This window comes from Marinobacterium sediminicola (assembly GCF_022343685.1).
Classification (GTDB): domain Bacteria; phylum Pseudomonadota; class Gammaproteobacteria; order Pseudomonadales; family Balneatricaceae; genus Marinobacterium; species Marinobacterium sediminicola.
Window position 1 is genome coordinate 1989891 of sequence record NZ_CP092123.1, and the last position, 20178, is coordinate 2010068.

Here is a 20178-nt window from a genome sequence, read left to right on the forward strand (position 1 = left end):
GTCCCTGAAAACAAAAAGACCGCGCCAGCCATGCTTCGCGGTCTTGTTATGCAAGCCACAGCAAAGCTGTGGCTGTTTTCAATCAGAGTGCGCTATCCAACTCAGGCAACGCCGCAAACAGATCTGCTACCAGTCCATAATCAGCGACCTGGAAGATCGGAGCCTCCTCGTCCTTGTTGATTGCCACTATCACCTTGGAATCTTTCATGCCCGCAAGGTGCTGGATGGCACCTGAAATGCCAACGGCGATATACAGCTCAGGCGCCACGATCTTGCCCGTCTGACCGACCTGCATATCGTTCGGCGCAAAGCCGGCATCAACGGCAGCACGAGAGGCACCGACCGCAGCACCCAACTTGTCCGCCACTTTCTCAAGCAGATGAAAATGCTCACTGTCAGCCATGCCGCGACCACCGGAAATGACTACCCGGGCTGCCGTCAGTTCCGGACGATCAGACTTTGCCATTTCTTCACTGACAAAACAGCTCAGGCCGGTATCTTCAACCTGCTCCAAGGATTCGATGGAAGCACTGCCACCTTCAGCACTCACCGCATCAAACGCGGTGCCACGTACGGTGATCACTTTAACTGCATCAAGGGACTGGACCGTTGCAATAGCATTGCCCGCGTAAATCGGACGCGCAAAGGTATCTGCCGACTCGACCTTAATGATGTCTGAGATCTGCCCCACATCCAGCAGAGCCGCCACACGCGGCATGAAGTTTTTGCCGTTGGCCGTCGCCGGCGCCAGAATATGGCTGTAACCATCAGCGATAGCAACGATCAAGGCTGACATGTTTTCAGCGATCTCGTGGTCATACGCGGCGTTGTCGGCCAGCAGCACCTTGGCTACGCCTTCCGCTTTGGATGCGGCCTCAGCAGCTGCACTGCAGCCATTACCCGCCACCAGCAGAGTCACATCACCGCCGATTTGCGCTGCTGCGGCCAGAGTGCTCAGGGTAGACGGCTTCAGCGTCTGATTATCATGTTCAGCAATTACCAGAATACTCATCAGATCACCTTCGCCTCGTTTTTCAGTTTGTCGACCAGCTCAGCCACATCAGCCACTTTAATGCCCGCAGAGCGCTCAGCAGGTGGCTCAACTTTCAGTAGCTTGGTATGCGCCTTGATTTCGATGCCCAAATCTGACGGAGTCAACGTCTCAAGCGGTTTGCGCTTGGCTTTCATGATATTCGGCAGAGAGGCATATCGCGGCTCGTTCAAGCGCAAATCTGTAGTAACGACTGCCGGCTTGTTCAACGCAACGGTTTGTAAACCACCGTCCACTTCTCGAGTCACCAGAATCTGATCACCGTCGATTTTCACTTCGGACGCAAAGGTTCCCTGCCCCATGCCGGTCAATGCCGCCAGCATCTGGCCGGTCTGGTTGTTATCGGAATCGATCGCCTGCTTGCCCATCAACACCAGATCAGGCTGCTCCTTTTCGACAATCTTGGCCAGCAGCTTGGCCACGGACAAAGATTCCAGATTGTCTTCGCTCTGAACCAGAATCGCTCGGTCGGCGCCCAGTGCGAGCGCTGTACGAAGCTGCTCCTGAGCCGCCTGGGGCCCCAGAGAAACCACTACCACTTCACTGGCCTGGCCGGACTCTTTCAGACGAACAGCCTCCTCGACTGCAATTTCGCAGAAGGGGTTGATCGCCATTTTGACATTATTCAGATCAACGTCGGTATTATCGGATTTGACCCGCACCTTGACGTTGTAATCGATTACTCGCTTTACCGTTACCAGGACCTTCATCGTCATACCCTTTGATTGTGTTATGAGCCGCGCTCGGCAGCCTCACCTCTTATGGGTGTTGTTCTGCATCATAACCACAGAACGAAAATAAGCAATATCCCTTATACAAAAGCAGCACAGGCTAATGGCGAGTTCAAAACTGTCAATTACCGCGCCTCAAACTTTACAAATAAGGGTTTTTACTTATTATGTCTGCATACATTAATAGCATACGCTGTGGCACTCAATAATTAGAAGAATCAACCATCCACACCGATGGAGGAACAACCGTGAATCGTGAATCGATGGAATTTGATGTAGTAATCGTCGGCGCAGGCCCGGCAGGACTGTCTGCTGCATGTCGCTTGATGCAAGAGGCTCAGGCTGCCGAGCAGGAACTGACCGTCTGTGTGGTGGAAAAAGGCTCTGAAGTCGGAGCACATATACTCTCCGGAGCCGTGATGGAAACCCGCGCACTGGATGAACTCTTTCCGGACTGGAAAGAGCGTGGCGCACCGCTGAAAACAGCGGTAACCGAGGACCAGGTCTTCATGCTGAAGAACGCAACCAGCGCCGCCAAGCTGCCCAATGCGTTCGTGCCCAAGACCATGCACAACGACGGCAACTATATCGTGAGCCTGGGCAATGTAACTCGCTGGCTTGCCGAGCAGGCAGAGCAACTGGGCGTTGAAGTTTTCCCCGGTTTCGCCGCTGCAGAAGTACTCTTTAATGAAGATGGCAGCGTCAAAGGTATTGCCACCGGTGACATGGGCGTCACAGCCAACGGCGAGCAGGGTCCCAACTACATGCCCGGCATGGAACTCCACGCCAAATACACCATTTTCACTGAAGGCTGTCGCGGCCACCTTGGCAAACAGCTGATCGAAAAATTCGCTCTGGACAAGGATGCCGATCCGCAGCACTACGGCATTGGTATCAAGGAACTCTGGGATATCGATCCTGCCAAGCACAAACCCGGCCTGGTTGTACATGGTTCAGGCTGGCCTTTGACTGACGGCGCCAGCGGCGGCTTCTTCCTCTATCACGCCGAAGATAATCAGGTAGTCGTGGGTCTGATCATTGATCTGAACTACTCAAACCCTTACCTGAGTCCGTTTGATGAGTTCCAGCGCATGAAGCATCACCCCGAGATCAAACAGTATCTTGAGGGTGGTAAACGGGTCGCTTACGGTGCCCGTGCAATCACCAAGGGCGGTTTCAACACTCTACCCAAAATGACCATGCCCGGCGCACTGCTCGTCGGCTGCGATGCCGGCACCCTGAACTTCTCCAAGATCAAGGGCATCCATACGGCCATGAAGTCCGGCATGCTGGCAGCTGAGTCCATCGTCGAAGCCCTTAAAAACGGCGACGAAGGCGGCAAGGACCTGAGCAACTTCACTACAGCCTATCAGTCCTCCTGGCTGTATGACGAACTATATCGCGCCCGCAACTTCGGACCGGCTATGCACAAGTTTGGTCCCTACCTGGGTGGCGCATTCAACTATATCGATCAGAACTGGTTTGGCGGCAAGATACCGGTCACCTTGCATGACACCCACAAGGATCACGAGCAGCTCAAACCTGCCAGCGAGTGTGAGGAAATTCAGTATCCTAAACCCGATGGGGTGATCTCATTCGACAAGCTGTCGTCAGTTTTCCTCTCCAATACCAACCACGAAGAGGACCAACCCTGTCATCTGCAGCTGAAGGATGCGAGCATCCCGATCAGCCAGAATCTGCCGAAGTTTGCTGAGCCGGCACAACGTTACTGCCCGGCTGGCGTGTACGAAGTCGTAGAAGGTGACAATGGCCCCCAGTTCCAGATCAACTCCCAGAACTGCGTCCATTGCAAGACCTGTGACATCAAGGACCCAGCCCAAAACATCACTTGGGTTGTTCCTGAAGGTGCAGGCGGCCCGAACTATCCCAATATGTAAATGCTACTGTGACACCACAAGCCGGCTTTACAGCCGGCTTTTTTTGTTGCCAATTCATCCCGCTGCCCCTCAGTTTTACTCAACATGGTATCATTACGCCATTAATCAATGATCTCGCGCCCAACGTGACAATACATTGCTCCGCAGAGGCCGCGACAACATGTACACAGGCGATTGATGAGCTCAAACCATCCCGCAGCAGCACCAGCCCCCTTGCACCAGAAACCCGAAGTCACCCAAGACACTGTCTGTCGACGCTTCTCAGTTGCACCGATGATGGACTGGACCACCAGTGACTGCCGTGTCTTTCATCGACTGATGTCAAGGCATACTCTGCTCTATACCGAGATGGTCACTACAGGCGCTCTTATTCATGGCGATGCCGCACGGCACCTGCAATATCATGACAGTGAACACCCTGTTGCGCTGCAGCTGGGCGGCAGCGATCCGAAGGAGCTTGCGCGCTGTACCCGTATGGCAGAGGAATGGGGTTACGATGAGGTGAACCTGAACGTGGGCTGTCCCAGCGACCGCGTGCAGAACAACATGATCGGCGCCTGTCTGATGGCACATCCGCAGCGTGTTGCCGATTGCCTGGCCGAGATGCAGGCCGGGGTCAGGATTCCGGTTACTGTCAAACACCGCCTTGGCATTGACGATCTTGACAGCTTCGAGCACCTGCACCAATTCATCGAAATCGTACGCACAAGCGGCTGCCGTAGCTTCACTATTCATGCGCGCAAGGCCATTCTTGATGGCCTGAGCCCTAAAGAGAATCGTGACATCCCCCCCCTGATGTACGACCGTGTTTACCGCATCAAGGAGCTATTCCCGGATCTGGAAGTCATCATCAATGGGGGCATCAAAACGCTCGAAGAGTGTGACACACATCTGCAACATGTCGATGGTGTGATGATCGGACGCGAGGCATACCAGAATCCCTGGCCCCTGCTGAGCCAGGTGGACTCTCGATACTTTGGTGACAGCCACGCAATACCGAGCCGGATGGAAGTCGCTCTGGCTTTCATCCCTTATCTCGAGAAACGCCTTGCTGAAGGCGCACCACTCTATGCAATTACCAAACACCTGCTGGGTCTTTTCCACGGCCAGCGGGGCGGCAAGCAATTTCGACGCTACCTCAGCGAGAACGGCCACAAACGTGGCGCCGCGGAAGATACCTTTAGAGCCGCACTGGCATGCGTTTCCCAACAGGATCATTAAGAATTTCAGGAATGGGCACAGGACACCAAACGATGGACCAGTTACAACAGCTAAAGCAGATGACCACGGTCGTTGCAGACACCGGCGACATCGACGCCATTCGTCAGTTTCAGCCAGTGGATGCCACTACCAACCCCTCTTTGCTGCTAAAAGCCGCTCAGGATGCCAAATACGCTCACCTGCTGACCGAAGCACGCGAGTGGGCCCGCCAGCACACAGATACGTCACATAGCCGCCTTGCACTCATGACGGATCGTTTTGGTGTATTAATCGGCCGGGAAATTTCAGGCCTTATACCAGGCCGCATCTCCACCGAAGTGGATGCCCGCCTGTCGTTTGACACTCAGGCCACCATTGCCAAGGCACATCAGTTGATTGAGCAGTATGAAGCTCTGGGTATTAGCCGCGACCGCGTGCTGATCAAGATCGCGTCGACCTGGGAAGGGATTGAGGCCGGCCGTCAGCTTGAACGCGAAGGCATCAACTGCAACCTGACTCTGCTCTTCAGCTTCGCTCAGGCGCAGGCTTGCGCTGATGCCGGCATTTTCCTGATTTCGCCTTTTGTTGGACGCATTCTGGACTGGTACAAGCAGCGCCAGCCTGAGGCTGATTTCAGTTTTGAAAAGGACCCCGGCGTACAGTCAGTCAGCCGCATCTACCGTTATTACAAGGCACACAACTATGACACCGTTGTCATGGGTGCGAGCTTCCGAAACACAGGTGAAATCCAGGCCTTGGCCGGCTGTGACCGGCTGACCATCAGCCCGGCACTGATGCAGGAGCTTGCAGACAATGACGGTGCGCTGATACAACGCCTGCGACCCGACATGGAAAGCAATGACAGCAAAGATGTTCTGGACGAGAGCGGTTTTCGCTGGGCAATGAATGAAGATGTAATGGCACAGGAGAAACTGGCAGAAGGTATCCGCAACTTCGCCAGTGATCAAATCAAACTGGAGAGCCTGCTGGGTCAATCCTGATTAGAGCGACCTTGCCGGCACGCCACCCTGAACGCCCTCAGCGGCAGTTTTCCAGGGTGGCGACCAGATCCTTGAACGCCTCACGGTTCTTCTCATTGAGACCAATGAGAACCCTGTGGGCATCCAGAATACGCAACCTTACCTCTTCTTCGGACTCTTGAACAAAAGGCACGTGTTTCAGGTCACAACAACTGGTCGGCAATTGCTGAAGCAACACAAATACCCGGTCGAAGCCCATGCTTAACAGGATGCGGGTAATATCCTCATTAGTGGACACCAACGTCGGTTGAGGCATCCCTTTCTCGGTCGCCTTGATTGCCAGCTTTGCAATCAAACCCAGTGAAGTGCTATCGATATTTTCGGTTTCGGTCAAATCAACCAGCGTATCAGTGACATCTTCACGCTGTAATACCGCCTCGAGATGCCGCTCAATCGTTGAGCACAAAGTCAAACGCACATCACCGACAAATTTCAGGACATAGTGCCCGTCACAGCACGCGTAATAAATCGCGCCATCGCTCATAAAGATTCTCTGCGTACAGTCATGATCGCCACATCATCGGGATGAACCCTCTCCGCAGGCATCATACTCTGCAAAAACGCCGCTGGCGACCCCATATTGTCTCGACAAAGCTGCAATAATTGATGCTCTTTATCCAACAGGGAATCCCCGGCCAAAACCTCAAGAATGCCATCGGAAAACAGCGTCAGGGTAAAGTCATTCTCAAGACCCAGTTCACACTCATCGAATGCCGGAGCCTCAAACAAACCCAGCGGCATTCCCCTGCCTTCAAGATAGCGCAACTCTCCACCTTGTTGCAGGATCGGCATCGGATGATGACCGCCTACCGCATAACGCAGCGTATTTTTTGTGTGATCAATAAGCCCCACAAACATGGTCAGATGCTTGCCCAGCGAAGTTAAAAGGAGCTCTTTATTGATGCGATGGAGTGTATCCGAGGGTGAAAGGATATCGAAACTGGAATTACGGCGGTAATTACGCAGCAAACGGTGCGTCATATTTTTCAACAGCACCGTCACCAGCGCGGATGAAGTCCCATGACCGGAAACATCAGCCAGATAAAAAAGACTCAACTCTTCATTGATGGCCAGCGCATCCACAAAGTCGCCACTTAAAAGCAGCGAAGGCTTGAGGCAATAGTCGAAATCAATACCATTGATGCGCTGGTGCTCAGGCGGCAACAGGTTCTGCTGCACCTGCTGGGCGGCATGCTGATCTTCACGCAGCTCATCCAGACTCCGCTCCAGGCTATCTCTGAGGCTGTGCACCTCTTCGATATAGCGTGCGCGCCTCAGCTGGCGATCAACGGATCGAACAAAAAGCTCAGGATGAAGATCAAGCTCACCCGCCACATACACATCGTCCGCACCACTGCGCAAGGCCGCAACCAATTGTTCTGCGGTACCTTCGCGAATAAGAGCCAACAATGGCTTTGGACTTATTCTTTGAGCCAGCCGATCCATCAACAGACTGCTGCCAATGGTGGCCAAGTCGAAGATTATCAGGGATGTATCGAAATGCTCGAGCTGCTGATCAATTTCATCAGCATCCGAACACACGACCAGACGAAGTTGCTGATGATCGCACTGCTCGCATAGCTCAAAAACTCGATCGATCGTGTGGGTGCAAGCCGATAATAGCAGCACCCTTTGCGTGATAGGACCCATTGATCAGCCGTTCATGTGATACTGCTGCAGGAACCTCAACAGTATCCCCAAGCCACTGACGTTGCAAGTCGATTAGAAGTCGCTGTCGTATTTGACCTTAACTGCCCCATCATTGATCTGGTATTCACGACGTTGCAGATAGGCATCACGGATGAAGGCATACTTGTCACCGCTGATAATCTGCTCCGCTTTCAGCAAACGGCTGCGCGTATCAACCAGTCGCAGGCCATACAGAGTATTTCGCGTGGGCACATGGTCTACATCACCAACAGGGTCAACCATCCAGTCAACCGGCTTGGCCAACCCGTCACGCACGGTGCTCGGGCCCAGCAACGGCAGCATGAGATACGGACCTGAACCTACCCCCCAGTACCCCAGAGTCTGGCCGAAGTCTTCTTCATGCGCTTCAATACCCATCGGCGTGGCAACATCAATCAAACCGGCAAGACCAAAAGTACTGTTAAACGTCAGGCGAGCAAAGGTTTTACCCGCTGCCTCGAACTTAAACTGCAACAGGTTATTAAACAGGTTACCGACATCGGCGATATTATCGAAAAAGTTGCTGACACCTTTCTCGGCAACATCAGGCGTTACATAACGATAACCCTGCGCCAGCGGCTTCAGCGCATAGCGATCAACAGTTTCATTAAAGCTGTAGATTGAGCGATTAAACCCCTCCCAGGGATCCTGCTCGGTTTCCGCCATTACAGGCGCAGCCACCAGCACCACACCCAAGCTCGCCGCCGTAATACCGCTACGCAGAGAAGAAGTCAGCATAATTTATCCTTGATAAGCCGATTCACATGTCAGGCTATTTTAGCGAGGCATGCAACGGGATGAAAGCATTGTAAGAAGCCTTTACCCCAACAATGACATTTACCCACAACGCAAAAAGGCTCCCGAAGGAGCCTTTTCGTAGACAAGACTAATATCAAGGGATATTAGAAGTCCAGACGGTAGCCGATGGACAGAGTATCACCGAAACCACCGGTGTTAGCAAAACCACGTGCTTCATTTGTGAAGTCTTCACCGATTTCGACGAGTTCGTCGTCTACATCAGCATATTCAACCCACACACGAGCACGCTTGCCAAGATTCTGCTGTACACCTACCATCCACTGATCACCATCAGTTCCTGCCGCAGTGCTATCGATGTTAGTCCAACGAGCCTGCAGAATGGTGTCGCCGATAGTGTAAGAGCCACCAACCTGAGTGGTTTCGATATCATCACCAACCGTACCCAGAACACTTTCTTCGTCCTGGTAGCGCGCGTAGACTTTGAACGCATCTACGGTATAGGAAGCCGCAACACCCAGGATATCGTAGTCGGAGCCGCCAATGTAATCGCTATCAACAGACATGTAAGACAGACCTACAAACGCACCGGCCGCAGAAAACTTAGCTGCAACGTTGTAAGCATCCATATCATTGTCATTTTCATCACCACCGGCAGCATCACCAGCGACCCCCCCCATGATTGCCGCACCAGCAATCTGGAAGCCGCTCATGTCCGGAGAGATGTACGCAACAGTGTTCGGCTGACGCAGACCCACTTCACGGATTACACCTGCGTTAGCGTGGTTCCAACCAGCGTCAGCTACTGAAGAAGTCCACAGCCAGTGCGGAGTGTACATACGACCGGCCTGTGCAGCACCCCATGCACCCTTAGCACCTACCAGTGCCAAACGAGCGTTCTTCTCGCCCACACCAGCAAATTCACCATTATCAGCACGCAGACGCGTTTCAAACTGGAAATAACCGGTAGTGCCTTCCAGACCCAGGTCAACATCACCTTTGATACCGATGCGAGAGGTTTCATCAGTAACCTGCCAGTCGCCATCGTTATCAGAAGTATCAGCATTCGCCAGACCTACACGGATAGAACCGTACAGAGTAGCGTCAGCCTGAGCGACGATCGGAGCAGTCATTGCGCCAGCAACAGCCAGAGCGATCAGTGACTTTTTCATCAACATTTCCCCTTCATTCAACATACTAGTAGTGAATTCTAGTTTTTCTTAAGCACATGGAGTGCTCCCAGAAAAATACTATAAATCCAGATTATTGCAAACCAATGACGACAAAAAGATTTTATATTTTGTGTCATTTTGCCTGCGATTCTAGCGGGTAACTGCTTTCCATAGCGACGAACTCGGCTCGCTGCGGCTGAGCAACTACCTAAATTGCCGGCATTACACCATACACCCACCAGAGGCGCAAGCTCTGAATCCCTTTAATGGCCGGTGCTAGACCATTGTTTGATACCCATCAACAAGAAAACTTAAACAACCTGCATTCTTTAGGTTCAAAATGACTCTAATGCTTGCTTAAGGCGCTTTTCAGATACACTTTCCCGGGTGCCCAGTTGCTGGGCAAACAGCGAGACTCGGTATTCTTCCAGCAACCAGCGGAAGCGTACCAGCCCCTCCGGCCGCTCATTACGCGCCACATGCTCCTGCAGCTTTTTCAAATACTGCTGTCGAAACTGCGCCAACTGCTCCGACCAGAGACATTGCTGACGCAAGTCTCGCTGATATTTATCAAGCCGAATTTCAATCCCCTGCAGGTAGCGCGGAAACTCTTGCAGCCAAGCCTGATCACTTTCAACCAGATAATGCTTGTGCATCAACTCGGCCAACTGTTGTTTGATATCATTCAAAACCGGCACGGCCTGCAAGTTAATACGACCATTAAGCTGCTTATTGATTCTATGAACTGACTGATGACAGGCATATATAAAGCGGCCCAACTTTTCGAGCTCATCCGCTATATTCGCTCTCATCAGTTCGCGCTGCTGTTCAAACGCTTCTTTATTACGTGGCAAGTTATCGACTGACAATGACGCAGCCCTCTGGGCTGCCAGCACCAAGGCATCATCTTCAAGGGCTTTTCGCTCAAAAAGCTTTCCTGCAAGAATCAGGCTCTCATTAAGCCTGGGAATATCACGACGCAGGTATTTGACCTGTTGCGCAGGCAATGACAACAACAACAGGCGAGCCACCCCGCGCAGAGTTTCATGGTGTGCCATTTCACTGGACGGCAGCACTTTCAGCTCCACGCTGTCCTTGCGATCAATCAGCGCCGGCCATGCCTCGACCTCAATCCCTCCTGCCTGACGCAGATGAATCGATTCTGGCAGCTCTCCAAAGCTCCAATCAGTCAAATTGGCTTGCCCCCACTGCTCTGACGGGCCCGACTGCAATGCTTCCTCAGCCTGGACGCCAAAACGTCGGTTCAGCAATTCCCAATCACGCCCACTGCCGATGACCTGGTTTCGATCATCTCTCAGGCGCAGGTTGAACAGGTGATGCTCTTCCAGAACTACCGCACGCAGGGCCTCCACGGTCACTTTTGTGCCCGTCATGCGCAACAGTTGAAGTGATAGAGCCTCATAGAGATCACCTTCGGCAAACACCACCGCATTGCAGAATGCCTCGGCATAATTGGGTACAGGTACAAAATGCTTGCGCAACTGTTTAGGCAACCCCTTGAGAATGGCAACCACCTTTTCCTCTAGCATTCCCGGCACCAGCCACTCCAAACGCTGCAAGGGAGCTATGCGCAGCAACGCCAGCGGCAGCTCAAGCGTGACGCCGTCATCCTTGGCACCAGGCTCGAAGTGATAACTCAACGGCAGGTCTACCCCGTCAATCGACAGCACATCGGGATAAAGTGAACCACTGACATGCTCGGTCCCCCGCTGCAGGATATCTTCCTGACGCATGAACAGCGCCTCAGCATCATCTTGCTCAACCTGCTTGCGCCAATGCTCGAACCCCTTGCCATTGACCACATGGGAGCCATTCAGCTTATCGAGGCGCTCAGCATAGAACCGGTAAAGCTGCTCTTCGTCGACCAGAAGATCACGCCGACGGGATTTATCTTCCAGCGCAGCAACACTTTCGAGCAACTGTCGGTTATGAGCAAAAAATGGCGCCTGAGTCTGGTATTCACCTTCGACCAGTGCGCTGCGAATAAAGATTTCGTGTGATACCACTGGATCGATGCCACCGTAGTTAACTCGGCGACGTGGCACAATGATCACTCCGAACAGGCTAACCTGCTCAGTCGCAACCACTTGAGCCCTTTTCTTTTCCCAGTGCGGCTCCATCCAGCTGCGCTTGACCAGATGCTTGGCTAGCGGCTCGATCCATTCCGGTTCAATACGCGCCACTTGATGTGCAAACAACTGACTGGTTTCCAGCAATTCAGCCGCCATCACCCACTTGGGCGCTTTCTTGAACACGCCCGAGGCCGGGAATATCTTGAAGCGACGATTGCGAGCACCGAGGTACTCCCCCTTTTCCTGCTTGAAACCGATATGACTAAGCAAACCGGCCAACAGTGACTTATGCACCACCGGATATTCGGCCGGCTCGGTATTCTCTTTCAGGCCCAGGTCTCGAACGCTCAGCAGCAACTGTCGATGCACATCTCGCCACTCTCGCAGCCGCATGAACGACAGGAACTGTTTCTGACACCAACGACGCAACTGACTCTGGCTCAGTTCTTCCCGCTGTTCGTGCCACAACTGCCAGAGATTAAGCAAGGTCATGAAGTCAGACTCTTCGTCTGCATATTCCTTATGCTTTTGATCTGCCGCCTGACGCTTATCATGCGGCCTCTCCCTTGGGTCCTGCACGCTGAGCGCACTGGCGATGACCAGCACTTCCCGCAACGCGCCCTGCTTCGAAGCCTCAATCACCATCCGTGCAATTCTGGGATCGACCGGCAAACGCGCCAACTGTCGCCCGATTTGCGTAATACCTCGCCGATCATCGACCGCACCCAACTCTTCCAGCAACTTGTAACCATCGTTAATAAGGCGCGTATCGGGTGGATCAACAAAGGGAAACTCGCGGATATCCCCAAGTTTCAATTGCAGCATCTGCAGAATAACGGCGGCCAGATTCGTCCGTCGTATTTCGGCATCCGTGAACTCAGGCCTGGCCAGAAAGTCTTCTTCCGAATAAAGGCGAATACAAACACCCGGAGCCACACGACCACACCGCCCTGCCCGCTGGTTCGCACTGGCTTGCGAGATCGCCTCGACAGGCAACCGCTGAACCTTTGAGCGGTAACTGTATCGCGAGATACGCGCCACACCGGGATCAATGACATAGCGAATACCCGGCACCGTTAACGAGGTTTCGGCCACATTGGTCGACAATACGATACGCCGACCCGCCTTGCGGTTTTCATGGAATACGCGATTCTGCTCCGCGAGCGACAAACGGGCATAGAGTGGGATAATCTCGGTATCACGCAGCTGCGCCTTGCGCAGGGAGTCCGCTGTTTCGCGGATCTCTCGCTCACCGGGCAGGAACACGAGAATATCCCCCGGCCCGCCACTCTGTTTCGCACGATCGATTTCGATCAATTCATCAACCGCTGCCAGAATGCCCTGCTGCAGATCGACGGCTTTTTCGTCCTCTGCTTCCATTTCATGCAATGGACGATAAAGGGTTTCGACCGGATAGGTTCGCCCAGACACTTCAATGACCGGCGCATTATCGAAGTGCTGCGAAAAACGCTCCAGATCGATGGTTGCCGAGGTAATAATCACCTTGAGGTCAGGGCGTCGTGGCAGAATGCGTTTGATATAGCCCAGCAGGAAATCGATATTGAGGCTGCGTTCATGCGCCTCATCGATGATCAGGACTTCGTACTGTTCCAGAAAACGATCATGCTGGGTTTCGGCCAACAGAATACCGTCCGTCATCAACTTGACCTGGGTATTGTCGGACACCTGGTCATGAAAACGGACCTGATAGCCTACACGCTCGCCCAAAGGCGTTTTCAATTCCTCGGCAATACGCGAGGCAACTGTTCGAGCGGCAAGCCGTCTGGGCTGGGTATGACCGATCACACCGTAGCAACCAAGCCCCAATTCAAGACACAGCTTGGGAATCTGTGTCGTCTTGCCCGAACCGGTCTCGCCCGCAATAACAACCACCTGATTGTCAGCGATCACCTTGAGCAACTCTTGTCGACGTTCCGAAACCGGCAGGTCCGGATATTCCGGCTGAGCCGACAAGGCTTTAAGCCGTTCGACCCGCTGACGGGACGCCTCCAGACGCTCGGCCAGTCTCGCCAGCTTCTCGTTATCCGGGGGAGACTGGCGCTTTAATCTGTCGATTTCTCGGCGTAAAGAAAATCGATCGGCAATGCGGCAGTGAATCAGTTGCTGCTGGAGTGTCTTGATGGAGATGGACAAACTGCTACGACCCTGTGGCGGATGAATGGAACGACCGCACATTATCCATCATGGAACATCCAATTACTAATGTGGTCGACGCCCTTGCAGCGCCATCTCGCGCAGATCCCTCCGGGACACTTTCCCCACGGGGGTTCGGGGTAGCCAGCGACAAAACTCTACCGATCGGGGCACCTTATAGGCCGTGAGCCGCTCTCGACAATAGTCGCGCACCTGCCGTATGGAGAGCTGCTGATTGGCAGGAACCACATAAAGCTTGATCTGCTCACCACCACAGTGCTCTGGCAAACCCACCACGGCACATTCCAGAATATCCGGATGACAGGCGATGATATCCTCCAGCTCACTGGGATAGACTTTAAAGCCGGACACATTGATCACTTCCTTACGACGGTCGATGATTCTGAGAAACCCTTCACCATCAATCAGGCCAATATCACCCGTATCCAGCCAGCCAGCCGGCATGGCGCTTTCGGTTGCTTCACGCTGATGCCAATAGCCTGACATCAATTGCGGACCTCGTACCCAAATGTCACCGACTTCACCATGAGGTAATGGTTTGCGCTCCTCATCGAGGATTTGTATTTCGGTTCCACTCAAAGGTTTGCCAACCGTGCCCAAACGAATGGCATCAGGGCGATTGACGCTGACGACCGGAGAGCATTCCGTCAGGCCATACCCCTCACAGATCTCACCTCCTGTAACCTCCTTCCACCGTGAGGCAACGGATCTCGTCAGTGCCATCCCTCCCGAAACGGTCAGTTTCAGCGCTGAAAAATCCAGTCGCTGAAATTCGGGCTGCTGGCACAAATGGATAAACAGAGGATTGATGCCAGCCAAAATGGTCGGATTGAGCCTATCCCAGCAACGCACCAGAGACCGGGTGCGCCGCGGGTCCGGAACCAGCTCAATGTAACTACCAATACTCAACATCAGCAGAGTGAGAGTGAAAGAATAAATATGGTAAAACGGTAGCGGCTGCAGCAGGCGCTCGCGCCCGGGGAGGACGAAAGGCTGCATCCGGTCCTGAAGCTGCGCCAGATTACTCAGCAACGCTCGCTCACTGAGCATGGCCCCCTTGGCTGGCCCCGTAGTCCCGCCTGTGTACTGCAGCAACGCCAGCTCTGGGTATCGCTCAGGAGGCAACCAAACCAAACCAGCCCCCTTTTGCATGATCGAACTCAAAGACACCTGTTCGATTGCTGGGCCAATTCGCCCATTGGACCTCGCTCTGCCAACACCTCCACTTTTGAACCTTGACAACAGGTTCAGCAGCACACGGCCCGCAACAGGATGCAGATCACCGGGTTCTGTCGTAATCAGATACTCGACTGGAGAGTTGACCAGTGCCTGCAGGCTCTCGACCGGCAGCGGCGCCAGCCTGACCAGCGCACGCGCGCCCGAATCACGCAGCAACAGGGTAGCTTCTTCGACACCAAGAAGGGGGTTGGCGTTCACGACCACCAGCCCCGCACGACGAGCACCAAACAGCAGTATCGGATACTGCATCAGGTTGGGCAACTGAAGTACGATCCTGTCACCCGGCTGAAGGTCGGTTTCATGCTGCACCCAGGCCGCAAAACGTCGGGAGAAACGGTCAAGATCAGCAAAGCTGATACGTGCCCCCAGATGACCAAAGGCAGGCCGTTCGTCAAAGCGCCGCGCCAACTGAATCAGCAAATCAGATAAACTGGCAACGTCCGGGCTGACAGCCTGCATCAGGCTACTCCTTCAACTGAGACACAACCTCACCATCAACAAACACAACCAGCTCGCCGGTCTCGAGCTTCTGCCAACGCTCATTATCGGTCAAGGGCTCCGTTGCGATGACTGTCACTATATCATTGGGTGTTGTCTCGGCACCGAAATCAACACTGACTTCACAATCCTTAAGCCTGGCTTCACCAAAGGGTGAACGTCGCGTAATCCATGCCAGCTTGGTCGTACAATAGCAGAACAGATGGGTCGACTCGCTGAGCAACATATTGAAGACCCCAAGTGTCCTCAATTGCTCACAGCATTCGTGGATGAAACGCTGTAACTCGGCAAAGTCTTCAGGCCGCTCTGGAAAACGACTGCGCAGCTGACCTAGCAGCCAGCAAAATGCATACTCACTATCAGTGGTCCCGACGGGCTGATAGAAGTCCAAGGGCCAATCAAAAAGCGTTTTGTCCAACTGTCCGTTGTGGGCATAGGTCCAGGTATAGCCCCAAAGCTCTCGACTGAAAGGATGCGTGTTCTCCAGGCATACCGAACCCACATTGGCTTGCCGGATATGACTGATCACAACACGGCTTTTGATCGAATATTCAGCCACCAAACCGGCTATACGCGAATCGGCACTGGGCTCGGGATCATGAAAGCAGCGCAAACCCTTGCCCTCATAGAAAGCGATCCCCCAGCCATCACGGTGCGGCCCTGTGCGGCCACCACGCTGCATCAGCCCGGTGAAACTGAAACAGATATCTGTCGGCACATTGGCGCTCATCCCGAGCAATTCGCACATTTATCAGCCCTCCCCTCGGCTCAGGGTAATTCGATCTGGCAAGGTATCGATCAACGCATAATCGAGCACTTCACCCGTAGCCTCTTTTTCAGCAGTCAGATCAGGGTGATATTCCAGGCGTGGTGTCGCTTTCTGCAAATGCCGCTCGCCGAGAAAGCACCCTTGAGGATCAATGGTCAATTTTTCGCTGCACACTCTGGCCCGGACCTTGCCGCCTCGCTCTATGTGCAGGGAATCACAGAAAACATCACCTTCTATCAGACCGCTGACATTGACATGCTGAGCGGTCAGAAAACCACGCACCACACCATGACGCCCGATGGTCACATCATCTGTCACCTCAAGCCGTCCCTCGACAACACCATCGACATGCACCTTGCCACTGACACGCATATCACCCGACAGATGGTTCCCCCGAGCGATGATGGTTACTGCGTTCCGGCCTGATTTAGCGGATACATCGCGCTTAAGGATTCCCAAGGTACCTCCTCAACTTCTGTAAACAGGGCATTAAAACTGTCCAGCCCCCACTGCAGGAACGGCTCAGGATTCAAGGGACGATACATGAATCGCACTTCGTAGTGCAGATGTGCACCGGTAGAACGGCCACTATTCCCACTCAGCGCGATCTGCTGCCCCTTGTGTACAAAGGTGCCACTTTTGACCAACACCTTCTGCAAATGCGCGTAATAGGTTTTAAAGCCGAAATTATGCTGTAAAACCACGAGGTTGCCAAAACCACTCCCCTTGCGATAGCCGGCGTACTCAACCACTCCGTCTGCAGTGGCATATACAGGGGTGCCGATATCCGCCTTGAAATCCATGCCGTTGTGCATCTTTCGTGTCTTGAGAACCGGGTGCAAACGCATCCCATAGCTGTCATTCACTCTCTCTGCTGAAATAGGCACTCCGTTAGGGATACTGTGCAGAAGGAACAGCCTTTGCCGTGCGGCCATACGTGTCAACTGTAACCGCTCCTCCACACTCATTCCCTTGGGCTCCTGCAATAGCCCCAATCGATTCTCCAGCGTACTGAGTGTCGCACCAATCTCCTGATTTTCCTCCAATAACCGCTCACGCTCAGCGCTGAGTTCAGACAGTGAGCTGCCCAATTCGTCCAGCTCAGAGATGTATAGCTGCTGCGTCCCGAGCAACAACTGATATTGCTCATTGAGATCCTGATGGTCTCGTGTCAGGTCTGACAGGTCATCATGGGTTTTGACCAGTAACCAGTTGGAAACGAAAAAACTGAGGCTTGAGAGCAGAACAAAGGTCAACAGCAGATAAGCCAAAAGCTGGTGCAGAAAAATTTGCCGCGACCCATGGCGAGTCGTCATTGTCAGGACAAGTTTGCGTCGCAAAAGAGATACCCTGTAAATCAAAATGAGCAACTATAAGCGATTACCGACACCAGCTCTACGTACAAATCTGGCAGGACAACACCTTCATGCGCTGAACTCCCACAGCAGAGCCAGGTTTTACGTTAGACTTGGGCTCAGATTTCAGCAACGTTGCGGAGTAGAGGGATGTTACCGCTCAGCATATTTTTCTCGGACGAATATAGACTGCTGTCTCGCCAACAGCTGGCAAAGGGCATCGGCCAATACTTTGTCCTGCCGGATCAGACTCTGATGCTGGAATGGAAGACATTAAAAGACGCACTGCCCTCTTTGTCTGCCGGCGATATCATGGAAGCTGGGACACACCATATAGATGCCCCTCACTCAGAGCCCCCCTTAAATGCCGTAGAAGCCAACCAGCGGTTCAACGAATATCTGAAGCGACTGGAACAGGTGACTTCTTGCGTTCTGGTGATCAACCCGGCCGACCTTCATCCACGATATGAAGCCCTGAATCGAAACCGAATTCGGGAAGGTATCTGTAACCGCCTGCACGTTCTGGCCCTGCAGGCCAGAGAGAACATGCACCAGCTTGTGCTAAGAGCGCCCAATGAGGCTACAGTCGAACTTACGCTGGAGATTCTGGCGTGCACACTGACCTTGCCGGGCCTTGAACACTGGGGTCATTTGGGCATCTGTCTGCAGACATGCAGCAAGCGCGCACTTCCCACTCTGGGCTGGCTGGAACATCTGGGGCGCTCACTGAATACCAATATTCCCGTCAAGCTGATCAGCGGCATGCCGACCAGGGAAGAGATTCGTGAAGCCCAACACGCAGGCCATGTGTGTTACCCGGTTTTGACCAATCCTGACCATTGCCGAAGCAACTTTGAATGCTGTCACCAGTTTCTGCTTAGCAGCAACAATTCACGCCTGCGCGCAAGTCGCTTGCTGCACCGCCCGATACCTAAACACTATCAGGCTCCCCCGCCGCCATCCGATATCTTTTTGCCCATTCGCAGCAATGCAACGATGGCACCTGCGGGTCAAACCCTTGCCGATATCGCGTTAGCAAGAACCCTCCAAGCATATGGCGAAAAGCCGCTCAACGCCTATCCCGTGTTGAACGGCGAAAGTCTGGGCTCCCAAACGCATCTGGAACGCTCAAGCCCCATTGACGTCAGACGGACAATCGGTGAATTTCATCCCGCCAGCGAAGATCAGATCAGGCGCGCTTTTTCACTGGCTTCCGACGCTCAACCGCAGTGGAATCGACTGCTCATTGAGCACCGAATCGCGATCATTCAGCGCTGGACCGAGCGCCTGCAACAATCTCAGCACGAACTGCTCGCCTGCTGCATCCATGAGACAGGTTTAAGCATTCGTGATGCCGCGTCAGATCTGCGCACTGCGATTAACCTCTGCCATTACTACTGTAATCAGGCACTCACCAAGCTTTCCTCTCGCCCCTTGCACGGTCATCAGCAGGAAGCCAACCGACTCGAGCTGCATGGCAGAGGCATATACGTTGCCGTAACCGATCATAATGAACCCTTCGCTACTGCCATAGGCCAACTCTCGGCGCTATTGGTCTGTGGCAATGCGGTACTGTTGAATCCTGATCCTTGCTGTACAGCCAGCCTGAATCTCGTCATTGATCACCTTTTGAAATCGGGATTGCCATCAGGGCTGGTGTCCCTGCTCCCTGGCGACGAGCAGGTCTACCAGTGGATGCTGGAAGATTACCGCGTCGCTGGCGCCATCTGCTTTACGGACCCGGGACAAACCATTGCGATGAATGCTGTGCTCAGCAATCGCAAGGGCGCCCCGGTGGTGCCTTTGTTATCACACAGCAGCATCCCGGGCACCCAGATCATCACGCGTCGCCTGACCACACTGGAAATACGTGAAACTCTCCAAAGCGCCTTCAGCCATTCAGGCCAAAAACGCACCAACCTTGGCATTCTATATATCGAAAGCACCGTTGCAGACGAAATAGAGCAGCAATTAGCTGACAGTCTGCAGCTGCTGCAGATGGGAGACCCGCTGCAACTTGAGACGGATATCGGCCCGATGAGCCATCGAAACCTGATGACACAATGCCATGAGCACATTGAGCGCTTCCGACTGCGTCAGAGAATCATTACCCAACTGGAACCGGGGGAAGAGCATGATCACGGGTACTATGTTTCCCCTACCTTGCTGCGTCTATACAGCCTTGATGAGCTGCCAACACCAACCCCCGGCCCGCTGCTGCATTTGATTCGTTTTGATCAAGAAGGTTTGGGCAGGGTCATTACGGAGATAAATCGCTATTGTCCGGGTCAGGCATGCAGCATTTACTCAAACGATGATGCCCTGATTGACCGGGCAGTGGATGGACTTCAGGCCAGTCGTCTGCTTGTTAACCGCCCGTTGTCCGACACCTGTGCCAGCATCCACCCGGCTGGCAGCTCCGGCTTCTCGGGGACGGGCCCTCTTTATGGAGGGCCCAACTACCTGATGGCATTCGTCCGCGAACGTGCCATCACTTGCCGACGGGAATAGG

The 20178-nt window shown here is 53.5% G+C and carries 16 protein-coding genes; 5 read left to right on the top strand and 11 right to left on the bottom strand.

The window, feature by feature from the left end:
- Nucleotides 1-82: 82 nt before the first annotated feature.
- Both LN244_RS09270 and LN244_RS09275 read right to left on the bottom strand, forming a co-directional pair.
- Complete coding sequence (locus LN244_RS09270; RefSeq protein ID WP_239039517.1) at nucleotides 83-1012, bottom strand: electron transfer flavoprotein subunit alpha/FixB family protein; 930 nt, start codon at nucleotides 1010-1012, stop codon at nucleotides 83-85.
- Entirely contained in the window at nucleotides 1012-1761 is a 750-nt protein-coding gene (locus tag LN244_RS09275; protein WP_239039518.1) for an electron transfer flavoprotein subunit beta/FixA family protein, read from the bottom strand. Before LN244_RS09275 ends, LN244_RS09270 begins: the two co-directional genes overlap by 1 nt.
- Nucleotides 1762-2045: 284 nt before the next feature.
- Here LN244_RS09275 and LN244_RS09280 point away from each other — a divergent pair, with 284 nt between their 5' ends.
- From LN244_RS09280 to tal, 3 genes are all read left to right on the top strand, one after another.
- The gene (locus tag LN244_RS09280) at nucleotides 2046-3680 is read left to right on the top strand and encodes an electron transfer flavoprotein-ubiquinone oxidoreductase (protein WP_239042398.1); all 1635 of its coding nucleotides are present in this window, start codon (nucleotides 2046-2048) and stop codon (nucleotides 3678-3680) included.
- A 177-nt stretch (nucleotides 3681-3857) separates the two neighbouring features.
- Nucleotides 3858-4901 (top strand): tRNA dihydrouridine(20/20a) synthase DusA, encoded by a 1044-nt coding sequence (gene dusA, locus LN244_RS09285; protein ID WP_275424674.1) that lies wholly within the window; start codon nucleotides 3858-3860, stop codon nucleotides 4899-4901.
- Nucleotides 4902-4933: 32 nt separating this feature from the next.
- Complete coding sequence (tal, locus tag LN244_RS09290; protein WP_239039519.1) at nucleotides 4934-5881, top strand: transaldolase; 948 nt, start codon at nucleotides 4934-4936, stop codon at nucleotides 5879-5881.
- A gap of 37 nt (nucleotides 5882-5918) precedes the next feature.
- Here tal and LN244_RS09295 read toward each other — a convergent pair whose 3' ends face one another.
- Both LN244_RS09295 and LN244_RS09300 read right to left on the bottom strand, forming a co-directional pair.
- A complete protein-coding gene (locus LN244_RS09295; protein ID WP_239039520.1) occupies nucleotides 5919-6404 on the bottom strand; it encodes an STAS domain-containing protein in 486 nt (161 codons plus the stop codon).
- Nucleotides 6401-7084 (bottom strand): PP2C family protein-serine/threonine phosphatase, encoded by a 684-nt coding sequence (locus LN244_RS09300; RefSeq protein WP_239039521.1) that lies wholly within the window; start codon nucleotides 7082-7084, stop codon nucleotides 6401-6403. Before LN244_RS09300 ends, LN244_RS09295 begins: the two co-directional genes overlap by 4 nt.
- On the opposite strand from LN244_RS09300, the gene LN244_RS09305 reads away from it, so the two are divergent.
- Nucleotides 7070-7501, top strand: a complete 432-nt coding sequence (locus tag LN244_RS09305; protein WP_239039522.1) for a hypothetical protein — start codon at nucleotides 7070-7072, stop codon at nucleotides 7499-7501. The genes LN244_RS09300 and LN244_RS09305 overlap by 15 nt on opposite strands.
- Nucleotides 7502-7642: 141 nt before the next feature.
- Here the strand turns inward: LN244_RS09305 and LN244_RS09310 are convergent, their stop codons facing one another.
- The 7 genes from LN244_RS09310 to LN244_RS09340 form a co-directional block, all read right to left on the bottom strand.
- Entirely contained in the window at nucleotides 7643-8347 is a 705-nt protein-coding gene (locus LN244_RS09310; protein ID WP_239039523.1) for an MlaA family lipoprotein, read from the bottom strand.
- 164 nt (nucleotides 8348-8511) lie between these two features.
- Nucleotides 8512-9537 (bottom strand): porin, encoded by a 1026-nt coding sequence (locus LN244_RS09315; RefSeq protein WP_239039524.1) that lies wholly within the window; start codon nucleotides 9535-9537, stop codon nucleotides 8512-8514.
- Nucleotides 9538-9872: 335 nt separating this feature from the next.
- On the bottom strand, nucleotides 9873-13826 hold the full coding sequence (gene hrpA / locus LN244_RS09320) for an ATP-dependent RNA helicase HrpA (RefSeq protein WP_239039525.1): 3954 nt from the start codon (nucleotides 13824-13826) through the stop codon (nucleotides 9873-9875).
- 24 nt (nucleotides 13827-13850) lie between these two features.
- Nucleotides 13851-15503 (bottom strand): AMP-binding protein, encoded by a 1653-nt coding sequence (locus LN244_RS09325; RefSeq protein WP_239039526.1) that lies wholly within the window; start codon nucleotides 15501-15503, stop codon nucleotides 13851-13853.
- Between the two features lie 4 nt (nucleotides 15504-15507).
- Complete coding sequence (locus LN244_RS09330; RefSeq protein ID WP_239039527.1) at nucleotides 15508-16290, bottom strand: class II glutamine amidotransferase; 783 nt, start codon at nucleotides 16288-16290, stop codon at nucleotides 15508-15510.
- A 3-nt stretch (nucleotides 16291-16293) separates the two neighbouring features.
- Nucleotides 16294-16770, bottom strand: a complete 477-nt coding sequence (locus LN244_RS09335; RefSeq protein ID WP_239039528.1) for a bactofilin family protein — start codon at nucleotides 16768-16770, stop codon at nucleotides 16294-16296.
- Nucleotides 16719-17651, bottom strand: coding sequence for a M23 family metallopeptidase (locus LN244_RS09340; protein ID WP_239039529.1), 933 nt, complete (start codon nucleotides 17649-17651; stop codon nucleotides 16719-16721). The genes LN244_RS09335 and LN244_RS09340 overlap by 52 nt, the downstream gene beginning before the upstream one ends.
- Nucleotides 17652-17816: 165 nt before the next feature.
- On the opposite strand from LN244_RS09340, the gene LN244_RS09345 reads away from it, so the two are divergent.
- Entirely contained in the window at nucleotides 17817-20177 is a 2361-nt protein-coding gene (locus LN244_RS09345) for a proline dehydrogenase family protein (protein WP_239039530.1), read from the top strand.
- Nucleotide 20178: the final 1 nt, after the last annotated feature.

What these genes read in the sequence shown, in the direction of transcription:
- LN244_RS09270 (WP_239039517.1), bottom strand. Translation starts at nt 1,012, where the DNA reads ATGAGTATTCTGGTAATTGCTGAACATGATAATCAGACGCTGAAGCCG.
- LN244_RS09275 (WP_239039518.1), bottom strand. Translation starts at nt 1,761, where the DNA reads ATGAAGGTCCTGGTAACGGTAAAGCGAGTAATCGATTACAACGTCAAG.
- LN244_RS09280 (WP_239042398.1), top strand. Translation starts at nt 2,046, where the DNA reads ATGGAATTTGATGTAGTAATCGTCGGCGCAGGCCCGGCAGGACTGTCT.
- dusA (WP_275424674.1), top strand. Translation starts at nt 3,858, where the DNA reads ATGAGCTCAAACCATCCCGCAGCAGCACCAGCCCCCTTGCACCAGAAA.
- tal (WP_239039519.1), top strand. Translation starts at nt 4,934, where the DNA reads ATGGACCAGTTACAACAGCTAAAGCAGATGACCACGGTCGTTGCAGAC.
- LN244_RS09295 (WP_239039520.1), bottom strand. Translation starts at nt 6,404, where the DNA reads ATGAGCGATGGCGCGATTTATTACGCGTGCTGTGACGGGCACTATGTC.
- LN244_RS09310 (WP_239039523.1), bottom strand. Translation starts at nt 8,347, where the DNA reads ATGCTGACTTCTTCTCTGCGTAGCGGTATTACGGCGGCGAGCTTGGGT.
- LN244_RS09315 (WP_239039524.1), bottom strand. Translation starts at nt 9,537, where the DNA reads ATGAAAAAGTCACTGATCGCTCTGGCTGTTGCTGGCGCAATGACTGCT.
- hrpA (WP_239039525.1), bottom strand. Translation starts at nt 13,826, where the DNA reads ATGTGCGGTCGTTCCATTCATCCGCCACAGGGTCGTAGCAGTTTGTCC.
- LN244_RS09325 (WP_239039526.1), bottom strand. Translation starts at nt 15,503, where the DNA reads ATGCAGGCTGTCAGCCCGGACGTTGCCAGTTTATCTGATTTGCTGATT.
- LN244_RS09330 (WP_239039527.1), bottom strand. Translation starts at nt 16,290, where the DNA reads ATGTGCGAATTGCTCGGGATGAGCGCCAATGTGCCGACAGATATCTGT.
- LN244_RS09345 (WP_239039530.1), top strand. Translation starts at nt 17,817, where the DNA reads ATGTTACCGCTCAGCATATTTTTCTCGGACGAATATAGACTGCTGTCT.